This window comes from uncultured Phocaeicola sp., from assembly GCF_948499155.1.
Taxonomy (GTDB): Bacteria; Bacteroidota; Bacteroidia; order Bacteroidales; family Bacteroidaceae; genus Phocaeicola; species Phocaeicola faecalis.
Genome location: NZ_CAOOSE010000006.1, coordinates 15,988 through 40,358 on the forward strand (window position 1 = coordinate 15,988; position 24,371 = coordinate 40,358).

The window sequence follows — 24,371 nt, forward strand, 5'->3', positions numbered from 1 at the left end:
CGCGGTGTTAAGTTTAAACGCCGCGCTTCTTTTTAATATTTTTTTTCGTTTGCCAGTTTCCACATGGCAAGGAAAGAAGCTTTTGTGATATCTACTGTTTTGTTCCAGTTTATTTTTGCCGCTTCGTCACCCGGCAGATGATAGTCTGGATGACCGTTGGTGTGATACCATATAATAGGTATCCCTTCTTTTGCGAAACTTCCATTGTCACTTCCACCTACAGGGTTGTCCCATGCACGATAGTCGGGCTCCAGTTGCAGGCGGTAGTCTTCAATGTCTTTTTTCAGCCAGTCGCCGAAAGCGGGATGAGCGGCGGTATAGAAATAAACGACACCTTTGGGTTGTTCTTCATTGTTGTTGCGCCCTATCATGTCATAGTTCAGATAACCTTTTATTTTCTTTAGTTCTGGATAGGTCATCGTGAAGTAGCGCGAACCTAACAAGCCTTTTTCCTCACCGTCCCAGAAAGCAAAGATAACAGTACGTTCCGGTTGCTCTCCTGTTGCCAGAAAAGCGCGTGCCACTTGCAGTACGGCTGCCACTCCCGAGGCATTGTCATCTGCTCCGTTGTAGATTTGATCGCCTTCCAAAGTCGGGTCATAACCAAGATGGTCATAATGTGCACCGATAACTACAATCTCATTCGGGTTCTTACCTTCTATTTTTGCCAGGATATTGCGCAGGTCCAGCTTCTGATGAACTGTTTTTTTCAGGGCGGCGATAGAATCGGGATGAACTTGCCAGCGTTTGTTCTTCACCTGACGTTCGGCATGGCACACCTCGAAAGGTTGGACATAATCGTCAAATAGAGGTTGCAGTCCCATTTGTTTCAGGCATGAAATGATATAGTTACCGGCAATGCGACCACCTTTCCATCCGGCTTCACGCCCTTCCAGTTCATCGCAGGCCAGGAATCCGATATGTGCTTCGGCAGTTGCACGGTTGATGGTTTCTACTCCTTTCTTTTCCGGTGCTGTTTTCTTGGGGGAAGCAGCATTCAGGTTTGTGGCACCAATCGCAAAGAGTGCGGCTAGGATAAGATGTCTTTTCATAAAGTCATGGTTGTTAATAGGCTGCGCGATATTTACCTTCTTCCTTGTCTTCCAACATATTAAGATAAGAAGTATAGCGCGACTCGCTGATTAAATGTTTTTCTACTGCTTCACGAACTGCGCAGCCCGGTTCATGGCGATGGGTGCAGTTACCGTATTTGCAGTCGGCGGAATATTCGAATATCTCTTTAAAGTAATGTCCCACCTCTTCTTCTTCCATATCGAAGGTTCCGAAACCTTTAATACCCGGAGTATCAATAATATATCCGTCTCCCGCTATAGGGAACATTTCAGAAAAAGTGGTAGTGTGCATCCCTTTATTATGGTAATCGGATATCTCTCCTGTCTTTAGGTTCTTCTCGGGGAGAATGGCATTGATTAAAGTGGATTTGCCTACGCCGGAATTACCGGAAAGGAGTGTGACCTTACCTTCCAAATCCTTTTTAATTTCGTCTACACCGATGTGGTTCAGTGCGGAAACTTTAAAACAGGGATAGCCGATGTGTGTGTACAGGTTTATCAGGGCATCCAGATAGCGCAAATCATCTTCGTCATACTTATCTGTCTTGTTGAATACCAATTTGACAGGAATGCGATATGCTTCTGCGGTAGCTAGAAAGCGGTCAATGAAAATAGTCGAAGTTTCAGGATAATTAATCGTGATAATCAACATACACTGGTCGAGGTTAGCGGCCAGTATATGTGATTGTTTGGAAAGATTTGAGGCACGTCGGATAATATAATTCTTACGGTCTTCTATTTCACTGATAAAAGCGGTACCTTCATTGTTCATAATGATTTTCACGTAGTCTCCCACAGCAATGGGATTGGTACTACGAATCCCTTTCAGTCGGAAGTTTCCTTTGATTTTACAGTCAATGAGCTGTCCGTCTTCCGTCTTTACCTGATACCAGCTACCTGTATTTCTTATTACTAATCCGCGCACTTCGTTCTTTTATACGGTCATAATTTCTTTATCTTTCTCGGCAAGCAGTTCTTCAATCTTCGCAATGTACTTATCGTGTACCTTCTGAAGTTTGGCTTCTGCATTTTTCTGTTCGTCTTCGGGCATGCCTTCTTTTACGGCTTTCTTCAAAGCGTCGATGGCATCGCGGCGTGCGTTGCGGATACTTACTTTGGCTGTTTCGCCTTCTCCTTTGCACTGTTTGGCCAATTGTTTACGGCGTTCCTCTGTCAGAGGGGGAATGCCTAAACGGATAATTTCGCCATTATTTTCGGGAGTGATGCCGAGCTCGGAATCCATAATTGCTTTTTCGATGATGCGGAACATACTCTTGTCCCATGGTTTGATGACGATGCTGCGGGCATCGGGAGTAGTTACTGCAGCTACGTTGCTGATGGGCACCATGCTTCCGTAAGAATCAACACGAATACCATCAAGCAGTCTGGTGCTGGCTTTTCCGGCGCGGATGTGGGCCAAAGCCTCTTCCAGATACATAACGGCCATATCCATTTTCTCTTGTGCGTCGTTAATGCAAGTCTTTGCGTCTATCATACTGTTTTCTTATTTTAAGTTATATATTATCAATGCTTTGTTTTTTAGTGAAACAAAAGTAATTTATTTTTTGATTATCTGCAATATATGGCAGAGGATTTATTTATAAAGTTTCCCAAACTCTGTTTTCCTTTCCTGTGATGAGTAAAAAGGTTGTATGTCTTCCGGGGTTCCGGCGTTGCGCACTTTCGATTGTGATGTGGATTGTACCCCTATGATGTTGAGCGTATGGCTCAGAAGCATTTCCTTCGTATCTCCCAGTTCTTTAAAGTTATCATTAATCGACAATGACATTTCGTCGGCAAAGTAGCGGTATTTCTCAATCTTGAAGCCGTCCTCATAGTCCGATTCCATTTGGCTATTGTATAGTTTCATGGTAATAGGCCATATATCCCAACCCAGCTTTTCATTTCTGTGGAGAGTGGAACCGACATTCTTTCCGATGGTGGTACTGCCGATTAATGTAACATCCATATAGGGGAAGAGCCCGTTGATGAGTGCTTCGGAAGCTGAGGCGGTATATCTGCCTGTGATGGCATACAGGTTTGTCAGGTTGAGGTTAGGAACTTCTCGGATGAAGTCCACATCCGTTTTCTCTCCTTTGTTGTTCTCTTTTATCAGAAATATATCATTCAGATTTTGGGGAGGCACGAGCATACTGCCCAATAGTTGCAGGGTAGCAAGATTGCCTCCGCCATTATAGCGTAGGTCGATGATAAATTCCGTGACATGTTGTGATTTCATTTTGCCGATGACGTCTTTCAGTTCGTTTTCATAAGTGTGGTCATCGAATCCGGTGGGGCCGCTTGTGAAATGGTTATAGCACAGATAACCGATGGTCTTCCCTCCGATGTGGTATACAGAGTCTTTCAAGATGGGATGATTGGCTATGCTGCGGGAGGCTCCGATTGTTATTTCCCCGCTTTTGGCTATTGCATAGGATTTGCCTTCTTCTGTAAGTCTGAGGGTGCCGAGTGTGCATCGGATACTGCCTCCATACTGTAAAGAGGTAGAAGAGGCGTGAATTTTCTGTCCGTTGATTTCTATAATCCAGTCTCCGCGTTTCAGTCCGCTTTCGGCGGCCGGGGAGCCGGGCAGGACATACAGCACTCTGGCATAATAATAGTTCTGGTCTTTGATGGAATAAAGGATATATTCAAAGCCATACGAATTTTCTTCCGATACGGCACGTGCTTTGCTCGTGGGAGTCTTTTCTATCGTAGAGAAGTAGTGGTGCGAGCCGTCACTTAGTTTTTTTCCGTCTTTTGATGAGAGTAATGAGGTGAAGAATGTTTCAGGGGAAGCTTCGAAGTCGAGTGATGATTTACCGGGCAAATCGTCATTCCAAAGGTAGTCTTCTCTCATGGCGTTGTCTATCCATTGGTTCACTTTCCCATTGTCCGATGTAGGGGTCTCAAAATTATCCTCTTCTTTTTGACAGCCGATGGCGATAAATCCGATGAGGCAGCCTAAAAAGAGGGATAAATAGCATCTTTTGTTCATCATAACTGTGTAATTATACATTTTGCAAATGTACAAAAAACAATATTGGATTGTTCCTTATTGCTCTGTTTCTTATACCTTTGTAACAAAAAACATAGAAGTATGATTTCATTATATTTAGCCCGGCACGGGCAGACGGAAGAAAATATAGCGCGTATATTCCAAGGGCATTTACCGGGACAGTTGACTGCAGAGGGGATTGCTCAAGCGGAGGCTTTACGGGATTCTTTGAAAGAGATTCCGTTGGATGCTGTCATTTCCAGTGACTTAAAACGCTGTATGGATACCACCCGGATTGTGATTGGGGACAGGCACTTGCTGTGGGAGACAACGGATTTGCTTCGCGAGATAGATTGGGGGAGCTGGACAGGACTTTATATAAAAGAGGTAGACCTTAATCATATTCCGGCAGATGTGGAGACAGAGGAGATGCTCTATCGGCGTGCCGGTCGTTTTCTTGATTATATAAAGGCGGACTATGATGGGAAAACGCTTCTGGCTGTCGGGCACGGATTGATAAACCGTGCGGTTCAGGCACAGATTCAGGGAGTAGCTTTACAGCATTTGCGCAGTGTGCCCAAAATGAATAATGCAGAACTGAGACTGTTTATGCTGTAATTGTTTCATTGACAAGCGTGCCATTGGCTTTGTATGCTGCTTCCATACGTTCGCCAGAATGGAGGTGTTTCCATAGGGGCATCTTGTTTTCTTGGGGATTCAACATATCACCACACAAAGGGAAGAGTAAGCCGTTTCGTAGGGTCAGCTAAGGCTTTTTAAACGGAAGATTATTACAGTCTCCGCCGGCGGACTGTACAGTCCACTGCAATGGACTGTACGGTCTACTGTAGCGGACTATACAGTCCACTGCCGAAGACTGTAGTAATCTGACGGACAGAAAGGCATAATCGAAAGGATGAAAACACTTACTCCGGCTAATGAAACGACTTAGGGAGTTATAAACGTATGCAGTGTTTGAAAACCGGAGGAGACAACATCCGGTGACAGGTGTTTGCTTGATATATTAAATTTCCAAGAATAATAACTGAACCTTGCCGTTCTGTGCTTATCAAGAACGAGGGTGTGTCAAAATGAAAACACTTTATCGCTTTTGACACACTCCCTAAATGTGACATTAATTATGTACTAAAGTACCGATATTTTCTCCTGTCATGACTTTCTTCAGGTTGCCGAGTGTGTCCATATCGAATACGATAATCGGCAAGTTGTTTTCTTTGCACATGCAGGTAGCGGTGAGGTCCATCACCTTCAAACCACGGCGCAAAACTTCATCATAGGTGATATCGTCGAACTTGGTAGCTGTAGGGTCTTTCTCCGGATCGGCGGTATAGATGCCATCCACACGTGTGCCTTTCAGCATGACGTCTGCCTCTATTTCGATACCGCGCAGTGAAGAGCCTGTGTCGGTGGTAAAGAATGGGTTTCCGGTACCGGCTGACATGATGACCACTTCACCGTTTTCCATTGCTTCAATGGCTTTCCATTTGCTGTAGAACTCGCCAATCGGTTCCATGCGTATGGCAGTGAGTACGCGTGCTTTTACTCCGGCTGCACCCAAGGCGGAACTCAGCCCGAGGCTGTTGATAACGGTTGCCAGCATTCCCATCTGGTCGCCTTTCACACGGTCGAAACCTTTTGAAGCACCGCTCAGTCCGCGAAAAATGTTACCCCCACCGATAACGATACCGATTTGCACACCCAGTTCGTGAATCTCTTTGATTTGTTGTGCATACTCACCCAGACGTTTTTCGTCTATGCCATATTGTTTTTCACCCATCAAGCTCTCGCCACTCAGCTTTAATAGTATTCTTTTAAATCTTGCCATAGTGATTTATTATTTATTGTTTGGGCAAAGATAAAAAAATAATTTGATACTTGGCACTGTAATAAGAGCTGTGAATCAATTATCTTTGTGTCGGATTATAAATGTGATGACTATGCAAGGTATAATAAACGGACGTTGCGGTTGGTGTGGAACGGACGAACTGTATGTGAACTGTCATTCTTCCCCGATAGAAAGCCGGTTGTTCATACTTTTCATTCGTTAAGCGAGATTCCGGTTTCATCTCCCGAATCGGATGCTATGAGCAAAGATATGAAGGAACGGGGCTTTAAGTCCTTTGGAACGACGATTTGTTATGCTCATTTGCAGGCTTCGGGTTTTATCAATAATCACTTGGCTGACTGCTTTTGCCGAAAAGGATAGTAGCCTAGAATTTTTCTTCCCAAGATGCCTTGCAATACGCCCCGAAGCAATAGATAGATGATAAACGCCATCCACAATGCATGGTTTTCCATTGCGCCTTTGAACCCGTAATAAACAAGGAAGAAGCATCCGGATGCCACTGTCATGGCGCGGAGCATGAGATGGGTGGCGGTTGCGCCGATGAATATGCCGTCGAGCAGGAATGCCGGGAATCCGGCCAAAGGTATGGCAAGTACCCAATAAAAATAACTTCCGGAGGCTGCAACCACTGTTTCTTCATTTGTCAATAATCCAAGGAAAGCCTGTCCGCCTATTCCATATAATAAGGTAAAGGCAAGAGAAAGGCCGATTCCCCAGCCAAATAGCCGACGCACGGTCTGATGGAGTGCCTGCTTGTTGCCGGCACCGATATATTTGCCGGCCAACGCTTCTCCGGCGTATGCAAACCCATCCATGATGTACGAAAAGAGAGTGAACAGTTGCATGAGCAGTGTATTGACAGCCAGAACGACTTCTCCTTGTGCAGCTCCTGCCGAGGTGAAGAACACGGTAACGGCTACCAGGCAGATGGTACGGAAAAAAATATCCCGGTTTACTTGAAAGAAACGATACATGGCTTGCCGGCCGAAGGAGGAATGCCATTCGATACGCTTCCTTAAGCTACCATAATAACGAATCCAAAGCAGGTAGGCCATCACTAATCCTGCATATTGTGCGGTTAATGTGCCGATGGCCACCCCTTCTATTTTCATATTGAAACCATAGACCAGACAAAGGCTTGCCACGATATTCACTATGTTTTGAGTGATGGCAATGTACATGGGGAAGCGCGAATTCTGCATACCGATAAACCATCCGGCAAAACTGTATAGCCCCAGTACGGCAGGCGCACCCCAGATGCAGATGCGGAAATAGAGGGTGGAAAGTTGTGCCACTTCGTCTGTGGTATCTATCAATGTGAAAGCCACTTTCTCGATGGGATATTGGAGGGCTAATAAGGCCAAGGCGATGAATAATCCTACCCCCACAGAGCGTAGCAGCAGGCGGGTTACTTCATTTAAATCGTGCCTGCCGTATGCTTGTGAAGTCATGCCGCTGGTTCCCATACGCAGAAAACCGAATATCCAGTAAATGATATTAAACAGCATTCCGCCGACAGCTATCGCTCCTATATAAGCGGCAGAACCAAGGTGTCCCACAATGGTAACGTCTATCAGGCCCAACAGGGGAACTGTGATGTTCGATACGATGGAAGGAACGGCAATCTGAAGAATCTTTTTATTTCCGTTGCTTAGTTGCATCTCTTAATATTGTTATATGATGTATTGCACTTCTTTGAATGCGTATTTTCGGAGCATACCTTTTTCATCTTTCAACAGGAGGTGTCCGTCCGGCTCTATTGTTTCGAGGCTTGCTTTAAATTCTCCGTTTTCATCTCTGTAAAGATACATTCCTTTATGGCGATATTGTGCGTTCAGATAATCGGAATGAATGTTTTCCTTAATATTCGGTTCTTGAGTCATCAATGGGATATAATAGGAAAGCAGTCTTTTCAGAATACTTTCCAATACCTCCGACTTGTCTGTCTCCCGTCCCAGTATCTGCTTCAGTGAAACCGGATTGGGGGCGGAAGAGATGAAATGTTCTTGGTTGATATTCACGCCGATACCTGCAATGCAACGAACCAGATAAGCTCCTTCCAATTCATTCTCTATCAGAATGCCGCATATTTTCTTGTCTTTCCAGTAAATGTCGTTTGGCCATTTGATGCTGAACCCTTCGGCATAGTCGCTCAATGTGTCGTAGATGGACAAAGCTATAAGCATGGAAAGTATGAACTGTTCACGTGCCTTTAGGGTTATGGGATAGAGCACGGTGCTGAAAGTGAGGTTCATGCCGGTGGCAGATTCCCACGAATTGCCACGTTGCCCCTTGCCTGCAGTTTGTTTGTCGGCCAACAAGGTGGTAAACTCTTTTATATCTTCCCGGTCGCACAGTTGCGCAAGCCGGTTATTGGTAGAGTCGGTTTCTTTTTCTTTCAGTATGGAGACTGTCGGGCTAGTCGGGTAATTCATTGTATTCTTGTTTTAGTTTACGAGTGAATTTCTTGATGACTTCTTCGTATGAATGGTCTATCAGACTTAAAATCAATTTGTCGTCGATATCTCCTTTCAGCGATACTTGATTCCAATATTTCTTATTGAAATGGTAAGCGCCTTCTATTCCCGGATAACGGTCGCGCAGCTCAATGGCATATTCGGGGTCACATTTCAGTGTGATTAGGTCGGGTTGTCCCAGCCAAATGCAGGCAGTCATCTTTCCCATTACTTTAAACACTAAAATATCCTCTCCGAAAGGAAAGCCTTCTGTAGTTCCTTTTTTGGCGAGGCAATAATCGCGGATTGTTTCTATGTCCATATATAAATAAGTATAATATCACCAAATAGGCGGATAGAAAGCATCGGCAATATGTTCTATTTGAAAAGGTGCTTCTTGTCCTACCACTGTTATAATGTCAAAGCGAACAGGCAGGTCGATGGCAAATTTGCGGAGATAGGCATCGGTTGAGGCTATAATATGTCGGATTTTTCTGTTGTTGACAGCCTCTTCCGGATTACCGAACCGTATGTCTTTGCGCGACTTTACTTCTACAACGATTAGCTCATTGTTGTATTCGGCTACAATGTCTAATTCTTTCTTGCCACATCGCCAGTTACGGTGAAGGATGGAGTAGCCTTTTTCTGTCAGAAACTCGGCTGCCGCTGCTTCCCCTTCTTTGCCAAATTCGTTGTGTTCTGCCATTCTGTTACATTTTGCACAAAAATACTCATTTTTATGTTTTGTATTTACAGAAGTAAAGCTAATTTTGCAGAGAATATGGCAAACAACGTAAAAAAGAGAGTAAAAGTCCCCGCTTCTACGCCTAAAAGGAAGCAACGTATGGTGTGCTTGATGAGCGAAGAGGAACTAAAGATAGTGGATTGTTATCTTAAGAAGTATAAGATAACAAACAAAGCTCGTTGGCTGCGTGAAACGGTGTTAACTTTTATTCATCAAAAGATGGAGGAAGATTATCCTACATTATTCAACGAACATGATATGAGACGGTAAAGTGAATATGGCAGATGATACTTTTTATATGAAGCAAGCTTTAATGGAAGCGCAGAAAGCGTTTACATCGGGGGAGGTGCCGGTAGGCGCTGTCGTTGTTTGTCGTGACCGTATCATTGGGCGAGGACACAACCTGACAGAGACGTTGAACGATGTGACAGCTCATGCCGAGATGCAGGCTATCACGGCTGCTGCCAATAATCTGGGCGGTAAATACCTGAATGAATGTGCGCTGTATGTCACGGTGGAGCCGTGTGTGATGTGTGCCGGAGCTATAGCATGGGCACAAATGGGTAAATTGGTTTTCGGGACTGCAGATGATAAGCGCGGCTATCAAAAGTATGCACCTGATGCTTTACATCCGAAGACTGTAGTGATAAAAGGAGTACTCGCGGATGAATGTGCCCGATTGATGAAAGATTTCTTTAAGAAAAGGCGATAACCGGAATAGGAGAGGGTTGCTTATTGTTCCTCAAAATCGACGTACTCTCCTTCGTCATCACCAAATATCTTCTTTTTATTGCCTTTTGACTTTCGGTGTGTGTCCGAAGCCGGGTCGGTTTCGGTATAGCTGTCATTGCTGTCTTGTCGTTGTCTGTTGAAACTTTCGTGATTAGTATATGTATGGCTTTGATAATTGCCGCGTTTGCTTCCGCCACCAAACAATACGCGCATAATATTGCCTAGAATAGAAAAGCCGATAAAGATAATCAGCAAGAAAAGAATAAGTAGAAAACTTAAAAATCCAAACATAGTAATTTCTTTTTTAGTATATCACGTACAACAAGTGTGCCACGCATATTGTTTACGCTCTTTTTTTAGTTAAAAGAGATAGAATGATATACCAGATAATGACGGCTGCAAAGCCGCTGATTTTGAAAATAATCAGTAAAGGAATGCATACTATCAGGAATATATAGCTCACTTTGTTCTGACTCCATGTCAAATTCTTGAACTTTAATGAGAACATCGGAATTTCAGCAATCAGCAGTAAAGACATGATTAGGACTAAAATGAATAAGTATATCGCATTGAAAGAATCGGATATCAAAAAGGAGTGGCCACCCACTACCAAGGAGCCCCAGAACAATGCATTGGCCGGGGTCGGCATACCTATAAACGAACTGCTCTGACGCGGGTCGATATTGAACTTTCCCAGCCTCAAGGCTGAGAAAACAGCTATGAGAAACGCAGTGTAAGGCATATATCCTGCTATGGGTGACAGGAAATCGGGATAATGTACTTCTTTAAACAGGGAGAAAACAATGGCGGCAGGCGCAAAACCGAATGTAATATCGTCTGCCAGCGAATCAAGTTCTTTGCCAAGCGGTCCCGAAACTTTGAGCAGGCGTGCCAGCATGCCGTCGAAAAAATCAAATACAGCTCCTATTATAATAAAGGTAATCGCCAGTTCGTAGTTTCCTTTAAATGCCATTACGCTGGCAATACAGCCGGAAAATAAGTTGCAACAAGTTACAGTGTTGGGTATGTGGCGTGTAATACAGTTTGCCATTAGGTCTTTTTTATTTTAGTTTAGCAATGACGGTTTCGTTTCCGACGGTTGCTTGTCCCATTTTGACACATACTTCAGTGCCCAGCGGCAGGTAAACATCTACACGTGAACCGAATTTTATAAATCCCATGTGCTCGTCAATGTAGCAGTCTTCTCCTACTTCTGCGTAAGTGACAATACGGCGTGCGACGGCTCCGGCAATCTGACGTGCCATAACGGTATGTCCTTCGGGGGTCTCGATAACCACCGTGGAGCGTTCATTTTCCGTGCTGGCTTTCGGAAGCCATGCTTTCATGAACTTGCCATTGTGATGATCTACATGTTTTACTACTCCGTCCACCGGATACCAGTTGGCGTGAACATTCACAATACTCATAAAGATGGAAATCATTAAACGGCGGTCGTGAAAATATTCATGTTCGTCTACTTCCTCGATTACTACTATTCTGCCGTCGGCAGGTGCAACAACTATTTTCTCGGTATCGTGTTCGAATAAACGGATAGGACAACGGAAAAAGTTAACCATTAACAAGTAGACGATGATACTTGCTGTAGCCAATAGGTAGAACAGGATTTTGCAGTCAAATGCCCAAAACACTAACGCATTAATGCCCGCCAGTAATAAAGCACTTGCAATTAAAATCTCCGTTCCTTCTCTATGTAGTCTTATTTTCTTTAATTTCTTCAGTCGGTTCATGATATAAGAAGACCAATTATCGTGCAAAAATATACTTATTTTGAAAACCCTGCAAATAAAAGTTGTTAGAAATGCCTATTTCTGTCACTTTTAAGATAAAAAAAGCGAATGTTGATAACTTCTTCTTTATCTTTTTGCAGGTTTTGTGAAAGCGGAGTATCTTTAACCGAATTTTTAGGAGAGGAGAAATTATGCAGGATTTTGTCCATTTACACGTCCATACCCAGTATTCTATTCTTGACGGGCAAGCGTCTATTTCGCGTTTGGTCGATAAGGCGATTGCTGACGGTATGAAAGGAATAGCGGTGACCGATCATGGTGATATGTTCGGTATAAAGGAATTCTTTAACTATGTAAATAAGAAGAATGGAGGAACCAACGGCGAGATAAAGGATTTGAAGAAGAAGATAGCCGGACTGGAAAAAGGTACGGTGGAATGTGATAATCCCGAGGCTGAGTTGGCTGTATGCAGGGAGCAATTGGAAGCGGCGAAGAAGAAATTGTTCAAGCCTATCTTCGGTTGTGAAATGTATGTGGCACGCCGTCGTCTATTTAATAAGGAGGGAAAACCGGATCAAAGCGGTTATCACTTGGTGGTGCTTGCCAAGAATGAAAAAGGGTATCATAATCTTATTAAGTTGGTATCTAAAGCATGGACGGAAGGATTTTATATGCGTCCGCGTACCGATCGTGTGGAATTGGAGAAATATCACGAAGGACTGATTGTCTGCACGGCTTGTATTGCCGGTGAAGTGCCTAAGAATATCATTGCCGGAAAGTATGAAGAGGCTGAAGAGGCTATCCAATGGTATAAACGCGTTTTTGGCGATGACTTTTATTTGGAGTTACAACGTCATAAGGCTACTGTGCCTCGTGCCAATCACGAAGCGTATAAGTTGCAACAGATTGCCAACGAGAAATTAATAGAGTATTCTAAGAAATATAATGTGAAGCTGGTGTGCACCAATGACGTTCACTTTGTAGATGAGGAGAATGCCGAAGCACACGACCGTTTGATTTGCTTGAGCACGGGAAAAGACTTGGATGACCCTAACCGTATGCTTTATTCTAAGCAGGAATGGATGAAGACGCGTGCGGAAATGAATGAAATATTTGCCGATGTACCCGAAGCACTGTCGAATACGGTAGATATTTGTAATCAGGTGGAGTTTTACAGTATCGACCATGCCCCGATTATGCCTACTTTTGCCATTCCGGAGGATTTTGGAACAGAGGAAGAGTATCGGAAAAAGTACACGGAAAAGGATTTGTTCGATGAATTTACGCAGGATGAAAATGGTAATGTGGTGATGAGTGAGGATGCCGCTAAGTCCAAAATAGAAAAACTGGGTGGCTATGATAAGCTTTACCGTATCAAACTGGAAGCGGATTATTTGAAAAAACTCGCATTGGAAGGAGCTCACAAACGCTATGGAGAAGTACTGAGCGAGGAGGTGCAGGAGCGAATCAAGTTTGAGCTTCATATTATGAAAACCATGGGTTTCCCGGGATACTTCCTGATTGTGCAGGACTTTATTCGTGCAGCCCGTGAGGAACTGGATGTATCTGTGGGGCCGGGGCGTGGTTCTGCAGCCGGCTCGGCTGTGGCTTATTGCTTGGGTATCACTAAGATTGACCCTATTGCCTATGATTTGCTGTTCGAGCGTTTTTTGAATCCCGACCGTATCTCTTTGCCTGATATTGATGTGGATTTTGATGATGACGGGCGTGGACGCGTGTTGAACTGGGTAACGGAAAAGTATGGTCAGGAAAAAGTGGCTCATATCATTACTTACGGTACAATGGCAACGAAGTTGGCCATCAAGGATGTTGCCCGTGTACAGAAGTTGCCGTTGTCGGAGTCCGACCGTTTGTGTAAGCTGGTTCCCGATAAAATACCTGATAAGAAAATGAATCTGCCCAATGCCATTGCATACGTTCCCGAGTTGCAGGCGGCAGAAGTGTCACCCGACCCGATTTTGCGCGATACGATTAAATATGCCAAGATGTTGGAAGGGAATGTCCGCAACACGGGAGTGCACGCGTGCGGTACTATTATATGTAGGGATGATATAACAGATTGGGTTCCGGTAAGTACGGCGGACGATAAGGAAACCGGAGAGAAAATGCTGGTTACCCAGTATGAAGGTTCGGTCATTGAAGATACCGGCTTGATTAAGATGGACTTCCTTGGGTTGAAGACTCTGTCTATCATTAAGGAGGCGGTAGAAAATATCAAGCATAGTAAGGGTATAACGCTCGACATTGATGAAGTGGATATCTGTGATCCTGCTACCTATGAACTGTATAGCGAAGGACGGACAATCGGTACTTTCCAGTTCGAGTCTGCCGGTATGCAGAAATACTTGCGTGAACTCGAGCCGAGTACTTTTGAAGACCTGATTGCCATGAATGCCCTTTATCGTCCGGGGCCTATGGATTATATTCCTGACTTTATCGACCGTAAACACGGGCGTAAGCCTATTGAGTATGATATTCCTATCATGGAGAAATACTTAAAGGATACCTATGGTATTACAGTGTATCAGGAACAGGTCATGCTGCTGTCACGTTTGCTGGCTGATTTTACTCGCGGTGAGTCTGATGCTTTGCGTAAAGCGATGGGTAAGAAACTGCGGGATAAACTGGACCACATGAAACCGAAGTTTATTTCGGGTGGTCAGAAGAATGGGCATGACCCGAAAGTGCTTGAGAAGATTTGGGCAGACTGGGAAAAGTTTGCATCATATGCATTCAATAAATCGCACGCCACCTGTTACTCGTGGGTAGCCTATCAGACTGCTTATCTGAAAGCGAATTATCCGGCAGAATATATGGCGGCTACCATGAGCCGGAATATTTCGAACATTACTGAAATCACGAAGCTGATGGACGAAAGTAAAGCGACCGGAATCATGACCAAAGGTCCGGATGTGAACGAAAGTTATCTGAAGTTCTCAGTAAACCGCAAGGGGGATATTCGTTTTGGTTTAGGAGCTATCAAAGGTGTAGGAGAAAGTGCAGTTCACTCCATTCTGGAAGAACGGGAGAGAAACGGAGAATATAAAGATATCTTTGATTTCGTTCAGCGTGTAAACCTCTCGGCTTGTAACCGTAAGAATATTGAAAATCTGGCTTTGGCAGGTGCGTTTGACAGTTTCCCCGGCATCAAGCGTGAAGATTTCTTTGTGAAGAATGCCAAAGACGAAACCTTTACAGAAGTATTGGTACGTTATGGAAATAAATATCAAATGGATAAGGCTGCCGCATCCAACTCTTTGTTTGGCGGTGAGAACCAGATAGAAGTAGCGACTCCTGAAATAGTTCCGGCACCGACATGGGGAGATTTGGAACGTCTCAACAAAGAGCGTGATTTGGTAGGGATTTATCTTTCGGCCCATCCATTAGATGAGTATGCTGTTATTTTGGAGAATGTATGCAATACTCACATGATTGAATTGACCGATCTGACTCCGCTTCAAAACAAAGATGTGACAATGGGAGGTATTGTAACCGGAGTCCGCGAGGGTTACACCAAGACCGGTAAACCGTATGGCATTGCGAAGATGGAAGATTATAGCGGTTCTGCCGAATTTGCTTTCTTCGGTAATGAATGGGTGGAAAAGAAAAACTTTTTCATGAACGGTATGTTCTTGTTCCTGAGAGGAAAATGCCAGCCGAAGCAGTGGCGGCAGGAGGAATGGGAAATAAAGATAAACTCAATTGAACTTTTGCCTGAGGTGAAAGAAAAGATTATTGAAAAGTTGACGGTGACTGCCCCTTTGTCTGCCATTGATGAAGAGATGATTGAAGAGTTTGCGGCTTTGGTGAAGGCAAACCCCGGCAATGCGGAACTTTATTTCCATGTACAGGATGAAGATGGTCAGATGTATGTCAATTTGATGTCTCGCATGATAAAGATTACGGTTCAAAAAGATATAATGGCATATTTAAAGAGCCAACCGATGCTCTCCTATAAAATAAATTAGTATATTTGCGCAGATAACAATTCATATAATATAAAGTAAGAGTATTACAATTATGGCACTAGAAATTAAAGATAGCAATTTCGATGAATTGCTGAAAGCAGGAAAACCGGTGGTAGTTGACTTTTGGGCAACATGGTGTGGACCTTGTAAAAAGATTGCTCCGGATGTTGAAGCTTTGGCTGAACAGTATAAAGATCAGGTCGTTGTCGGCAAATGTAATGTTGATGACAATGACGAGTTGACAGGCAGATTCGGTGTTCGTAACATCCCTACCGTTCTGTTCATCAAAGATGGTGAAGTACAGGACAAGACTGTCGGTGCAGTTACCAAAGCTCAATTGGAAGAAAAATTGAAAGCTTTACTTTAATCAACAGAGAATATTCACCCCTTAATATATTAGAACTATGGGAATGGAAGACGATTTCTTATTGGAAGATGAGGATGATGCAAAAACGATAGAATTTATCAAAAACTATCTGCCTCAGGATTTGAAGGACAAGTTCACGGACGATGATTTGTATTACATCCTCGATGTGATTGTTGACTATTATACCACCAGTGGTTGTCTGGATGTAGAGCCGGATGCGGAAGGATACATCAATATCGATCAGGATGAAATCGTGAATTACGTAGTCAAAGAAGCTGCGAATGACGGTATGGGCCCTTATGAAGCCGATGATGTGTTCTTCGTGGTGCAGGGTGAAATGGAATATGGAAATTCTTTGGGACAAGTAGACTGATACTTGCCTTTTTGATAGAACAATAAAAAAGTGAATGCGCATCTCCTTTATATAGAGGATGCGCATTCTGTATATTATAATCGTTTTATTTCTTCTGCTGCAGCTCCTTTCCCTTTGTATTTGCTCTTTGCCGTATTGAATTTGTAACGGATAGTGAAACGAAGTTCACGACTGTCAGAAACATTGGCTACATCCATATTCATGTGTTTATTATAAATTCGGTTACCGTCCTTGCGTCCATGAGTCAGGTCTATACCTTGTAAATGAATGGATAAGTGCTCGTTGAGAAACGATTTGGTGAGTGTGGCGTTCATCATGAATACATTTTGATACATATAGATATTCTGATAATCCCCTTTACTTTGGAAGTTTATGTCTGCACTTAGAGTCCAATGATATGGCAGTTGGATGCCGTTGTTGAGTGTACAGAAGAATAAGGGGGTATCCATTTGAAGTGTTTCTCCGTTATGCTCTATTTTTGCCCATTGTTTTTGTACACCTACTGTGAGTTGGGGGTGCCAGCTGCCGATTGCAGGGGAAGCAGTCAGGAATGTAGAGAAATTATCTATACGGTTGAAGTTACGGTGGGTAACGGTGGTAATAGCGGGATTCTTTTCGTATTGTTCTGTAATATAGAGAATTACATCTTTTTCGCGTTGGTAGCTTATCATAAACTGTAGCCATTTGTAGCTGCCGGATAAGGTGAGGTCATGGATTGTTTCAGGTTTTAAATCTGGGTTACCACTCATATAGGTAAACCGGTTCATATATCTCATATTACTGGATAGTTGGTTGTAGAAAGGGCGTTTGATTTTAGTAGTATAGCTTAGTTGGGTCTGAAATTTGCCTATTTGTGTAGCTAACGAGATATTAGGGAAGAAGTTGCTATAGGAGTGCTCCGAAGATATATGTTCATAACGTAATCCAATATTCAGGTATGCGATTTTTATGAAGCGGTTGTATTCCGCAAAGAATCCGGTATGAGTTTCTTTAATATGGTTATCAGTAGTAGGAAGTATTTCCTGTGGGTTGGCAAATAGGTCATAACGGTGGGTATGGGTATATTCGGAACCAAATGAGAATGTACCTTCAGCTATAGGATAGCTGAAAAGCAATTTTCCTGCATAAAGTTTGTTGTCTACTTTATTTGTTGATTGTATCATGCGGCTTGCTTGTTTGTGACTGGTTTCCTCTATTTCGTTTGTGGTTCTTACTTTACTCCATAGTGCATCGGCATTGAAGTCAATAGTCAGTTGGCCGAAGGTGGCTGAATAATATGCATTTATTTGTTGTGACGGCTTTTTTACTGTTATACTGTTGCTACTACTCAATAAATGGTCATAATAATCTCCATTGGCAAGAATCTCACTTTCTGCTTTATACCACACTTTATCTTTAGGTGAAGCAGACAGTGAATAACGGATACCTACAGATTGATTATTATTGATTTGGTAATTCATTCCTAACTCTCCTTTATAATTGTTGTATAGGGAAGCTTCTTTCATGATATTTTTCTGCTGCCATAAGGTATCGACAAAAATATCTTGGGTGACGCGGCGGGTGAGTAAATATTCATTGTGTATATATTGGAAAGTTCCAAAAATATCAAGGCTGTTATGTCGGTAGTTCAGGTTTAACTGCTCATTCAGTCTGCTGTTTTCAGACTGTCCCCAAGTGGAACGAACGTCAATTCCTATTCCGTCACCGCTTTGTCTTACTGTTTTAATACGGATTACTGCTTTTGCATCTGCTTTATATCTTGCTCCCGGATTCGTGACGACTTCCACTTGTCGAATTTCTGCTGAACTTAACCGGTCAAGTTCGGAAAGGTCACGTATTTCTCTGCCATTGATGTAGATAGTTGGTGTGCCCTTACCAAATACTGTGAATTTTCCTTCTTTTTCTTGTATTCCCGGAATGTGTTTCAGTACATCATTTCCTGTTCCTGATTTACTTAAAAGGCTATTTTCAATGCGGGTAACAAGGTTGCCGTCCTTTATTTGATAGTCGGGACGTTTGGCGGTAATGACCACTCCTTCCAATATAAACGTATCATTGGACAAAACTATGTGTTCCTTTTTGCTGTTTTGGGCCTTTTGATATGTGGTTTGATATCCTATGGAAGATACCTTTATTATATATGTGTTCGGAGATGGGGCAATTATTTCGAAACTGCCGTCTTCTTGGCTGATACTTCCTTGAATGAATGAAGAATCGCGGGCTGATAATAAAACGATATTGGCGAATCCTATCGGTTGATTTTGCATATCTGTTACTGTGCCACAGATATGCTGAGCCATGAGATTGGTTGCTGTTACCAAGAATAATAGTACACAAATACTTGTTCCTTTAATTACATTCTTTTTCATTTTGCTGATAATTTTCGTGATTTATTTCCAGCAAAAGTAAGAGTGGGCAAGAAATAGGGCAAATAATAGGGATATACATCAATGTTTAGTGATAAAACACTTATTGATGCGTTCTATCCCATGTTTCTGGGATAAAAGACAAGGTCTGACGGCTAGTTTATAATATCTTTCAGTTTTTTCAGATTCTTCAGGTAAGTACGGGATACAGGAATTTCTTCGGTTGTTTCGGTTAGGTTTAAACGATAACCTTGCGCATTCCCACTGATGTGTATGATATGATTAATATTGACAATGTAGGCTCGGTGGCAACGGACGAAGTATTCGAAAGGCTGCATTGCTTCTTCCATCTGTTTAATGGTGGATCGTAGAAGTTTGTGTTTCTCTTTCCCTTCTTCTTTATAATAAATATCGACATAATTCCCAGATGCTTCCATATAGAAAATATTTTGGGGCAACAGGGTGACGGAGTCTTTTGTCTCTCCTGAAAGAGTAATCATTTCATTGCTTCCTTTTTCGTCTTTATGTCGTTCGGAAAGCGCTTTGTTCAGCTTTTGTGCTTCCAACAGGTTACGTTTCAAGGCATTGTTTTCTACAATGAAAAGACCAAAAGTAAGTGGAATTGCACCGATAGTGAATGCCGCAAGCATATCAATGCAAAGTATCTTGTAGAATCCGGGTGTCCCCAAATCATCCCAAAAGTTGGCTTTAATGAGAAAATAATGGTCGTAGATAAAGGTGCAGACTCCCATGAACAATAAGAAGGAGAAGCAGTGTATGATGTTTTTCTTTATAGTCCATTGTTCAGGATCATAAAAACGCTTGAACAGTTTAGGGGCTACAACGAATCCTAGAACGGAAGCAATGAATGCAAGTCCGATAAAAACACATAATACTCCAAATTGAATGACACTGTTTAATCTGTAATGAAAAGGTTCGAAAACAGCAAGAATCAATCCTACGGTGGTGGCATTCACTAATGCAAGTGTCCATGGCTTATCTACTGCATAGGTAGGGCGGTTCAGGTATTCCTTTAACTTTATCATACGATACCTTGTACATTAAGGAAGAAGTAAACGCCGGTGGCTATCATCATCAGTCCTAATAAAGCGTAAAATAAGCGTGCACGTTGGCGGCCTACGTTGTGGACAATAAATTGTGTATTATGCGCGGTGAAAAACCATTCCCAGTTGAGTAAGGAAGCTAGGATGGCAAGTAAACCCACCAATACAAATATTCCTTGTATAATATAATGCATTCCCATTTTTGTATAGTGTCATTGTAAGTAAGGAACACATGGCTCCTTATTATGAACTCCGTCATTCCAAATACTTTGCAGATATTTGGAACGACGAGATGATAATTATCTTTAGCTTTATCTGCTTCCCGAAGGAGCTTTTTTATTCGGCTGTTTCAAAATGGATTTTGCGGCTTCCGTCTTCCTGTTCGTCGATATAAACTTTCACGGCATCACCCGGCAAAACGTCTTCTATCAATTCCGGCCATTCGATAAAGCAAAGCGCACCGCTGTAAAAGTAATCTTCATATCCCATATCATATACTTCTTCCAGTTTCTTGATGCGGTAAAAGTCAAAATGGTAAATCAGTTCGCCTGCCTCTTCCGAACGATATTCGTTGACGATGGCAAATGTAGGCGAGTTGATGACATCTGTTACTCCCAGTTCTTCACATACTGCTTTGATGAACGTCGTTTTACCGGCACCCATCTTTCCATAGAAAGCGAAAACGGTGTTGTCTCCCATGGCTGCGATAAACTGTCGGGCAGCTTCGTGGATAGAGTCTAAAGAATTGATTTTGATTTCCATATAATTGTTTGTTTTAACTTCTTATTATTTATCGGGTATGTCTGCAAAGATAAATGCTTTTCCCCACTTTGCAAAGTGCATACACCAGAATAGAGAAAAATATGATGGCGGCTCCTGAAGGAACTTGTAGTTTATAAGAAATGAACAGTCCTCCCAGACAGCCGACGTATCCGATAACGATGGAAAGCCAAATGATGCGCTTGAAACTGTGAGTGAACAGGTTGGCGGTCATTTGTGGCAATGTCAGCAGTGAGATGGCAAGGACAATCCCCACCATGCGCAGGCATGAGACGATGGTAAGTGCAATGAACATCATCAGCAGATACTCAAAAATGGCGACGGGGATGCGTTGCGAACGGGCAAACTCGCGGTCGAAAGCTATATAGATAATGGGATTTAAAAAGAGGGTGAAAAATAGAATCAATAAGACCGAAAGGGTAGCCAGCATCCAGATATCCGTTGGTGTGATGGTAAGGATATTGCCAAAAAGAAAAGCCGAAAGGTCGGGGGTGAAGCCCGGTGCCAGGAAACTGAATATGATACCTACTGCCATGCCGAATGTCCAGAAGACGGCAATGGCGGAGTCTTCGCGCATATCTTTTCGCTTGCTCAGCCACTCTACTCCGAAAGCAGACAAAACAGAAAATACGGCAGCCGACAGAAGGGGGGAGATACCGGCATACAGCCCTAGCCCGATACCGCCGAAAGAGGCATGAGTGATGCCACCGCTGATAAACACCAGACGGCGTGTCACAATGTACGTACCGATGATGCCGCAGGCGATGCTGGCAAATAAACTTCCCAACAGGGCATGCTGGAAGAAAGTATAATGTAAAAGTTCTAATATATCCATTTGGCTTTGTTTATTAACTCTTTCTGCCGGAGGCACCTCCGGAGGGCGGGGACTATTTGAATCTCCGTTCTCCTACTATCAGGAACAGTTCGTCTTTCAATTCGTCTGGCAATTCGATACCCCGAAGCTGCAAACTGCGGCTCCATCCGGCCACCTCGTCTTCCTTGCAGGTATACATCACTTCACGAAATTCTTCAATTTCTTCTTCGCTGTATCCGTCCGAAGAATGTCCGCGGAAGCGGTCCAATTCTTCATCGTCATAATATTCTATCTTTTTGCTTACGGCGGCCAGTAGACTTTCTTTTTCGCACACTTCATGTTGTCCGCAACATTCGGCATCTGCTTCTACTATTTCGGGAGCAGCCTGCAGTTCACCGCTTTCTATCTTTTTTTGAATCTTTTTGTTACGTGCATAGCCCACTGCCATGGCAATGGCGGTCAGAACGATTAATCCGATAATTAGTATCCACATATTTTTATACCTCCTTTATTATGAAACCTGCCTGTCTCAAATCTTCCCAATAATGGGGGTAAGACTTGGAGACTACTTGCGGATTGTTAATCAATATTTCGGGCAATGTCAGGCAGGCAGGGGCAAATGCCATTGCCATGCGATGATCTTCATACGTATCGATGGCAGGATGCTCTTCAGCACTGCATCGTTCTCCTTCCCATGAAAGAACAGCCCCGTCAGTTTCACGGAGTATATACCCCAGTTTCCTCATTTCCGTTATCAGTGCAGCCATACGGTCTGTCTCTTTGATTTTCAAACTTTGCAGGCCGGAGAAGCGGAAAGGGATATTTAGTAACGCACAAGTCACAACAAATGTTTGTGCCAGGTCAGGCTGGTTGATGAAGTCATAATCCAGTCTTTCTATGGCGTTTCCACTTTTTTTCAGAGTGACGGTTTGGTCTTCGTATATGGTTTCTACTCCCAGTGAGCGGAATATTCCGGCTACTTGGCTGTCGCCCTGATAGCTTTCCTTGAAAAGTCCGGGCAGTGTGACTTCCGCTTCTTTCGACAAGGCTACTATCTGATACCAGTAAGATGCGGCACTCCAGTCACTTTCTACATAGAAAGGGATAGAATGGTAGACTTGCGGCTCTACTTTGAGCTGATGGCCGTCTGTCCATTCCGCACAGACACCGAAATCGTTCATCAGTTGCAAAGTCAAGTTGATGTAGGGGCGTGAGATGATATCGCCTGTCAACCGGATGGTTAGTCCGTTTGTCAAAACGGGGGCTATCATTAATAAAGCGGAAATATATTGGGAGCTTACGTTGCCGGGCAGACTGATAGTGTCTTTTTCGAATTTCCGCCCTGTGATGCGTAATGGGGGGAAGCCGTCGTTGGCTACATATTCTATATCTGCACCCAGTTCACGTAAAGCGTTGACCAGCACTTGTATCGGACGTTGTTGCATACGTTGTGTTCCGGTGATGATTCGTGTTCCGGGGGTTACCGACAGATAGGCGGTGAGAAAGCGCATGGCTGTTCCGGCAGCCATAATGTCAATGGTTTCTTTGTCATCGTTCAAGGCGCGTACCATTACCCGGGTGTCATCGCAGTCCGACAAGTTTTCGGGTTGGTGTGTTCCGTGGCCTAACGCATTGATGATAAGTGCACGGTTGCTGATACTCTTGGAAGAGGGCAATTGGATAGTTGTATGTATCTTAGCGGGTGCCGTTACTTTTATTTGCATCATACCTTATATATAATAATGTGTATCGGAGTGCAAAGTTAGGAATATTATCTTAATACTTGATACGTTGGAGGATAAAAAGAATGTTCTTTTAAGGAGAAGGGGAACCGGAAGCGGGATGGAGCAAAAAATCGGGCGGAAAGATTCCGCCCGTCAGTATAATGCTTTTCACAAAGCTCCCATGCTGATAATTTATAGTAAAGTTAAGCTATAGTAATGCCGGAATCTAGGTAAACGTCCTGAATGGTGTGAAGCAGTCCTACTCCTTCATTCATTGGTTTCTGGAACGCTTTGCGGCCGCTGATAAGTCCCATGCCTCCGGCACGTTTGTTCACAATGGCCGTGATGACCGCATCTTTCAAGTCGGAACTTCCATGTGATTCTCCACCGGAGTTAATCAGCCCTACACGTCCCATATATCCGTTGGCCACCTGATAACGGCAGAGGTCGATGGGATGTTCGGAAGTCAGTTCTGTATAAACTTTATCGCTGGTCTTGCCGAACTTGATAGCTGTGAATCCGCCATTGTTGACCGGAAGTTTCTGCTTGACAATGTCCGCTTTGATGGTGACTCCCAAGTGGTTGGCTTGCCCTGTGAGGTCGGCTGCCGCATGATAGTCCACACCGTCTTTCTTAAAGTCATTATTGCGCAGATAACACCACAAAATGGTGGCCATACCCAGTTCGTGTGCATATTCGAATGCTTCGGCTATTTCGACCAACTGGCGGCGGCTTTGTTCAGACCCGAAATAAATAGTGGCGCCGACAGCTACCGCTCCCATATTCCATGCCTCTTTCACCGTACCGAACATCACTTGGTCGTAGGACGTGGGATAGGTCAGCAGTTCATTGTGGTTCAGTTTGACGATAAACGGAATCTTATGGGCGTATTTGCGGGCTACCGCGCCCAAGACTCCGAAAGTAGAGGCAACTCCGTTGCATCCGCCTTCAATAGCCAGCTTGACGATATTCTCAGGATCGAAATAAAGAGGATTCGGAGCGAATGAAGCTCCAGCAGAATGTTCGATACCCTGGTCTACAGGGAGGATGGAAACATATCCGGTGTTGGCCAGTCGTCCGTGTCCCAATAAAGTTTGCAGGCTGTTCAGCGTACGGATATTCCTGTCCGAATTAATCCACACCTTGTCGATGGTATCGGCCGAAGGAACATGGATGAGTGACTTATCTATTGTTTTACAAGTATGGCCCAGGTAGTATTCGGCCTGGTTGCCAAGTAAATCTATTATTTTATTCATAAAGTAATTGTTGTTAAAG

At 43.5% G+C, this 24,371-nt stretch carries 26 protein-coding genes and 1 pseudogene; 7 read left to right on the forward strand and 20 right to left on the reverse strand.

Going from position 1 to position 24,371, the window contains the following annotated elements; translation table 11 throughout:
• Positions 1 to 32: 32 nt before the first annotated feature.
• The 4 genes from QYT14_RS06340 to QYT14_RS06355 form a co-directional block, all read right to left on the reverse strand.
• On the reverse strand, positions 33 to 1,052 hold the full coding sequence (locus QYT14_RS06340; protein WP_237040353.1) for a M20/M25/M40 family metallo-hydrolase: 1,020 nt from the start codon (positions 1,050 to 1,052) through the stop codon (positions 33 to 35).
• Positions 1,053 to 1,065: 13 nt separating this feature from the next.
• Positions 1,066 to 1,998, reverse strand: a complete 933-nt coding sequence (gene rsgA, locus QYT14_RS06345) for a ribosome small subunit-dependent GTPase A (protein WP_237040352.1) — start codon at positions 1,996 to 1,998, stop codon at positions 1,066 to 1,068.
• Positions 1,999 to 2,007: 9 nt separating this feature from the next.
• A complete protein-coding gene (frr, locus tag QYT14_RS06350) occupies positions 2,008 to 2,568 on the reverse strand; it encodes a ribosome recycling factor (protein ID WP_237040351.1) in 561 nt (186 codons plus the stop codon).
• Between the two features lie 99 nt (positions 2,569 to 2,667).
• Positions 2,668 to 4,074, reverse strand: a complete 1,407-nt coding sequence (locus tag QYT14_RS06355) for a S41 family peptidase (RefSeq protein WP_288324527.1) — start codon at positions 4,072 to 4,074, stop codon at positions 2,668 to 2,670.
• Between the two features lie 99 nt (positions 4,075 to 4,173).
• On the opposite strand from QYT14_RS06355, the gene QYT14_RS06360 reads away from it, so the two are divergent.
• Entirely contained in the window at positions 4,174 to 4,689 is a 516-nt protein-coding gene (locus QYT14_RS06360; protein WP_288324529.1) for a histidine phosphatase family protein, read from the forward strand.
• Positions 4,690 to 5,206: 517 nt separating this feature from the next.
• Here the strand turns inward: QYT14_RS06360 and pyrH are convergent.
• The gene (gene pyrH, locus QYT14_RS06365) at positions 5,207 to 5,917 is read right to left on the reverse strand and encodes a UMP kinase (protein WP_237040348.1); all 711 of its coding nucleotides are present in this window, start codon (positions 5,915 to 5,917) and stop codon (positions 5,207 to 5,209) included.
• A 171-nt stretch (positions 5,918 to 6,088) separates the two neighbouring features.
• Between pyrH and QYT14_RS06370 the strand changes: the two are divergent.
• A pseudogene (locus tag QYT14_RS06370) lies at positions 6,089 to 6,298 on the forward strand (DNA-3-methyladenine glycosylase I); the annotation flags it as partial.
• On the opposite strand, the gene QYT14_RS06375 reads toward QYT14_RS06370, so the two are convergent.
• From QYT14_RS06375 to QYT14_RS06390, 4 genes are read right to left on the reverse strand one after another with little or no spacing between them, the layout of a single operon-like run.
• On the reverse strand, positions 6,265 to 7,599 hold the full coding sequence (locus tag QYT14_RS06375; RefSeq protein WP_288324530.1) for an MATE family efflux transporter: 1,335 nt from the start codon (positions 7,597 to 7,599) through the stop codon (positions 6,265 to 6,267). The pseudogene QYT14_RS06370 and the gene QYT14_RS06375 overlap by 34 nt on opposite strands.
• Before the next feature lie 12 nt (positions 7,600 to 7,611).
• Positions 7,612 to 8,373 carry a biotin--[acetyl-CoA-carboxylase] ligase gene (locus QYT14_RS06380; protein WP_288324531.1) on the reverse strand — a complete coding sequence of 254 codons (762 nt, stop codon included), beginning with the start codon at positions 8,371 to 8,373 and terminating at the stop codon, positions 7,612 to 7,614.
• Positions 8,357 to 8,716 (reverse strand): MmcQ/YjbR family DNA-binding protein, encoded by a 360-nt coding sequence (locus QYT14_RS06385; protein WP_237040345.1) that lies wholly within the window; start codon positions 8,714 to 8,716, stop codon positions 8,357 to 8,359. Before QYT14_RS06385 ends, QYT14_RS06380 begins: the two co-directional genes overlap by 17 nt.
• 18 nt (positions 8,717 to 8,734) lie before the next feature.
• Positions 8,735 to 9,100, reverse strand: coding sequence for a YraN family protein (locus QYT14_RS06390; RefSeq protein ID WP_237040344.1), 366 nt, complete (start codon positions 9,098 to 9,100; stop codon positions 8,735 to 8,737).
• A 75-nt stretch (positions 9,101 to 9,175) separates the two neighbouring features.
• Between QYT14_RS06390 and QYT14_RS06395 the strand changes: the two genes are divergently transcribed.
• Entirely contained in the window at positions 9,176 to 9,409 is a 234-nt protein-coding gene (locus QYT14_RS06395) for a hypothetical protein (protein ID WP_237040343.1), read from the forward strand.
• A 7-nt stretch (positions 9,410 to 9,416) separates the two neighbouring features.
• A complete protein-coding gene (locus QYT14_RS06400) occupies positions 9,417 to 9,851 on the forward strand; it encodes a nucleoside deaminase (protein WP_237040342.1) in 435 nt (144 codons plus the stop codon).
• 20 nt (positions 9,852 to 9,871) lie between these two features.
• On the opposite strand, the gene QYT14_RS06405 is transcribed toward QYT14_RS06400, so the two are convergent.
• Genes QYT14_RS06405 through QYT14_RS06415 form a run of 3 tightly spaced genes read right to left on the reverse strand, consistent with a single transcriptional unit; the run spans position 9,872 to position 11,619 of the window.
• Positions 9,872 to 10,162, reverse strand: a complete 291-nt coding sequence (locus QYT14_RS06405) for a DUF4834 family protein (protein ID WP_237040341.1) — start codon at positions 10,160 to 10,162, stop codon at positions 9,872 to 9,874.
• Between the two features lie 52 nt (positions 10,163 to 10,214).
• Positions 10,215 to 10,922, reverse strand: a complete 708-nt coding sequence (locus QYT14_RS06410) for a CDP-alcohol phosphatidyltransferase family protein (protein ID WP_237040340.1) — start codon at positions 10,920 to 10,922, stop codon at positions 10,215 to 10,217.
• A 10-nt stretch (positions 10,923 to 10,932) separates the two neighbouring features.
• Positions 10,933 to 11,619: a phosphatidylserine decarboxylase family protein gene (locus QYT14_RS06415; protein WP_237040339.1), complete on the reverse strand. Its 687-nt coding sequence runs from the start codon at positions 11,617 to 11,619 to the stop codon at positions 10,933 to 10,935.
• A 191-nt stretch (positions 11,620 to 11,810) separates the two neighbouring features.
• Between QYT14_RS06415 and dnaE the strand changes: the two genes are divergently transcribed.
• From dnaE to QYT14_RS06430, 3 genes are read left to right on the forward strand one after another with little or no spacing between them, the layout of a single operon-like run.
• Positions 11,811 to 15,608: a DNA polymerase III subunit alpha gene (gene dnaE / locus QYT14_RS06420; protein ID WP_237040338.1), complete on the forward strand. Its 3,798-nt coding sequence runs from the start codon at positions 11,811 to 11,813 to the stop codon at positions 15,606 to 15,608.
• 52 nt (positions 15,609 to 15,660) lie between these two features.
• Positions 15,661 to 15,975 carry a thioredoxin gene (trxA, locus tag QYT14_RS06425; RefSeq protein ID WP_237040337.1) on the forward strand — a complete coding sequence of 105 codons (315 nt, stop codon included), beginning with the start codon at positions 15,661 to 15,663 and terminating at the stop codon, positions 15,973 to 15,975.
• Positions 15,976 to 16,012: 37 nt separating this feature from the next.
• A complete protein-coding gene (locus QYT14_RS06430) occupies positions 16,013 to 16,348 on the forward strand; it encodes a hypothetical protein (RefSeq protein ID WP_237040336.1) in 336 nt (111 codons plus the stop codon).
• 74 nt (positions 16,349 to 16,422) lie between these two features.
• On the opposite strand, the gene QYT14_RS06435 is transcribed toward QYT14_RS06430, so the two are convergent.
• The 8 genes from QYT14_RS06435 to QYT14_RS06470 all read right to left on the reverse strand — a co-directional run bounded on the left by QYT14_RS06435 (position 16,423) and on the right by QYT14_RS06470 (position 24,352).
• Complete coding sequence (locus tag QYT14_RS06435) at positions 16,423 to 18,717, reverse strand: outer membrane beta-barrel protein (protein WP_288324533.1); 2,295 nt, start codon at positions 18,715 to 18,717, stop codon at positions 16,423 to 16,425.
• A 152-nt stretch (positions 18,718 to 18,869) separates the two neighbouring features.
• Positions 18,870 to 19,760: a LytTR family DNA-binding domain-containing protein gene (locus tag QYT14_RS06440; protein WP_288324534.1), complete on the reverse strand. Its 891-nt coding sequence runs from the start codon at positions 19,758 to 19,760 to the stop codon at positions 18,870 to 18,872.
• The gene (locus QYT14_RS06445) at positions 19,757 to 19,978 is read right to left on the reverse strand and encodes an immunity 17 family protein (RefSeq protein ID WP_018452168.1); all 222 of its coding nucleotides are present in this window, start codon (positions 19,976 to 19,978) and stop codon (positions 19,757 to 19,759) included. Before QYT14_RS06445 ends, QYT14_RS06440 begins: the two co-directional genes overlap by 4 nt.
• A gap of 136 nt (positions 19,979 to 20,114) precedes the next feature.
• Positions 20,115 to 20,540: a tRNA (adenosine(37)-N6)-threonylcarbamoyltransferase complex ATPase subunit type 1 TsaE gene (tsaE, locus tag QYT14_RS06450; protein ID WP_237040333.1), complete on the reverse strand. Its 426-nt coding sequence runs from the start codon at positions 20,538 to 20,540 to the stop codon at positions 20,115 to 20,117.
• A 28-nt stretch (positions 20,541 to 20,568) separates the two neighbouring features.
• Entirely contained in the window at positions 20,569 to 21,393 is an 825-nt protein-coding gene (locus tag QYT14_RS06455) for a metal ABC transporter permease (protein WP_237040332.1), read from the reverse strand.
• A gap of 52 nt (positions 21,394 to 21,445) precedes the next feature.
• Positions 21,446 to 21,865: a phospholipase gene (locus tag QYT14_RS06460; protein WP_237040331.1), complete on the reverse strand. Its 420-nt coding sequence runs from the start codon at positions 21,863 to 21,865 to the stop codon at positions 21,446 to 21,448.
• A gap of 4 nt (positions 21,866 to 21,869) precedes the next feature.
• A complete protein-coding gene (locus QYT14_RS06465) occupies positions 21,870 to 23,096 on the reverse strand; it encodes a 3-phosphoshikimate 1-carboxyvinyltransferase (protein WP_288324612.1) in 1,227 nt (408 codons plus the stop codon).
• 203 nt (positions 23,097 to 23,299) lie between these two features.
• A complete protein-coding gene (locus QYT14_RS06470; protein WP_288324535.1) occupies positions 23,300 to 24,352 on the reverse strand; it encodes a class I fructose-bisphosphate aldolase in 1,053 nt (350 codons plus the stop codon).
• Between the last annotated feature and the right edge of the window lie 19 nt (positions 24,353 to 24,371).

Coding starts and splice junctions, on each gene's coding strand:
- QYT14_RS06340 (WP_237040353.1), bottom strand. CDS start 1,052: ATGAAAAGACATCTTATCCTAGCCGCACTCTTTGCGATTGGTGCCACA.
- frr (WP_237040351.1), bottom strand. CDS start 2,568: ATGATAGACGCAAAGACTTGCATTAACGACGCACAAGAGAAAATGGAT.
- QYT14_RS06355 (WP_288324527.1), bottom strand. CDS start 4,074: ATGATGAACAAAAGATGCTATTTATCCCTCTTTTTAGGCTGCCTCATC.
- QYT14_RS06360 (WP_288324529.1), top strand. CDS start 4,174: ATGATTTCATTATATTTAGCCCGGCACGGGCAGACGGAAGAAAATATA.
- pyrH (WP_237040348.1), bottom strand. CDS start 5,917: ATGGCAAGATTTAAAAGAATACTATTAAAGCTGAGTGGCGAGAGCTTG.
- QYT14_RS06375 (WP_288324530.1), bottom strand. CDS start 7,599: ATGCAACTAAGCAACGGAAATAAAAAGATTCTTCAGATTGCCGTTCCT.
- QYT14_RS06380 (WP_288324531.1), bottom strand. CDS start 8,373: ATGAATTACCCGACTAGCCCGACAGTCTCCATACTGAAAGAAAAAGAA.
- QYT14_RS06385 (WP_237040345.1), bottom strand. CDS start 8,716: ATGGACATAGAAACAATCCGCGATTATTGCCTCGCCAAAAAAGGAACT.
- QYT14_RS06390 (WP_237040344.1), bottom strand. CDS start 9,100: ATGGCAGAACACAACGAATTTGGCAAAGAAGGGGAAGCAGCGGCAGCC.
- QYT14_RS06395 (WP_237040343.1), top strand. CDS start 9,176: ATGGCAAACAACGTAAAAAAGAGAGTAAAAGTCCCCGCTTCTACGCCT.
- QYT14_RS06400 (WP_237040342.1), top strand. CDS start 9,417: ATGGCAGATGATACTTTTTATATGAAGCAAGCTTTAATGGAAGCGCAG.
- QYT14_RS06405 (WP_237040341.1), bottom strand. CDS start 10,162: ATGTTTGGATTTTTAAGTTTTCTACTTATTCTTTTCTTGCTGATTATC.
- QYT14_RS06410 (WP_237040340.1), bottom strand. CDS start 10,922: ATGGCAAACTGTATTACACGCCACATACCCAACACTGTAACTTGTTGC.
- QYT14_RS06415 (WP_237040339.1), bottom strand. CDS start 11,619: ATGAACCGACTGAAGAAATTAAAGAAAATAAGACTACATAGAGAAGGA.
- dnaE (WP_237040338.1), top strand. CDS start 11,811: ATGCAGGATTTTGTCCATTTACACGTCCATACCCAGTATTCTATTCTT.
- trxA (WP_237040337.1), top strand. CDS start 15,661: ATGGCACTAGAAATTAAAGATAGCAATTTCGATGAATTGCTGAAAGCA.
- QYT14_RS06430 (WP_237040336.1), top strand. CDS start 16,013: ATGGGAATGGAAGACGATTTCTTATTGGAAGATGAGGATGATGCAAAA.
- QYT14_RS06435 (WP_288324533.1), bottom strand. CDS start 18,717: ATGAAAAAGAATGTAATTAAAGGAACAAGTATTTGTGTACTATTATTC.
- QYT14_RS06440 (WP_288324534.1), bottom strand. CDS start 19,760: ATGATAAAGTTAAAGGAATACCTGAACCGCCCTACCTATGCAGTAGAT.
- QYT14_RS06445 (WP_018452168.1), bottom strand. CDS start 19,978: ATGGGAATGCATTATATTATACAAGGAATATTTGTATTGGTGGGTTTA.
- tsaE (WP_237040333.1), bottom strand. CDS start 20,540: ATGGAAATCAAAATCAATTCTTTAGACTCTATCCACGAAGCTGCCCGA.
- QYT14_RS06455 (WP_237040332.1), bottom strand. CDS start 21,393: ATGGATATATTAGAACTTTTACATTATACTTTCTTCCAGCATGCCCTG.
- QYT14_RS06460 (WP_237040331.1), bottom strand. CDS start 21,865: ATGTGGATACTAATTATCGGATTAATCGTTCTGACCGCCATTGCCATG.
- QYT14_RS06465 (WP_288324612.1), bottom strand. CDS start 23,096: ATGCAAATAAAAGTAACGGCACCCGCTAAGATACATACAACTATCCAA.
- QYT14_RS06470 (WP_288324535.1), bottom strand. CDS start 24,352: ATGAATAAAATAATAGATTTACTTGGCAACCAGGCCGAATACTACCTG.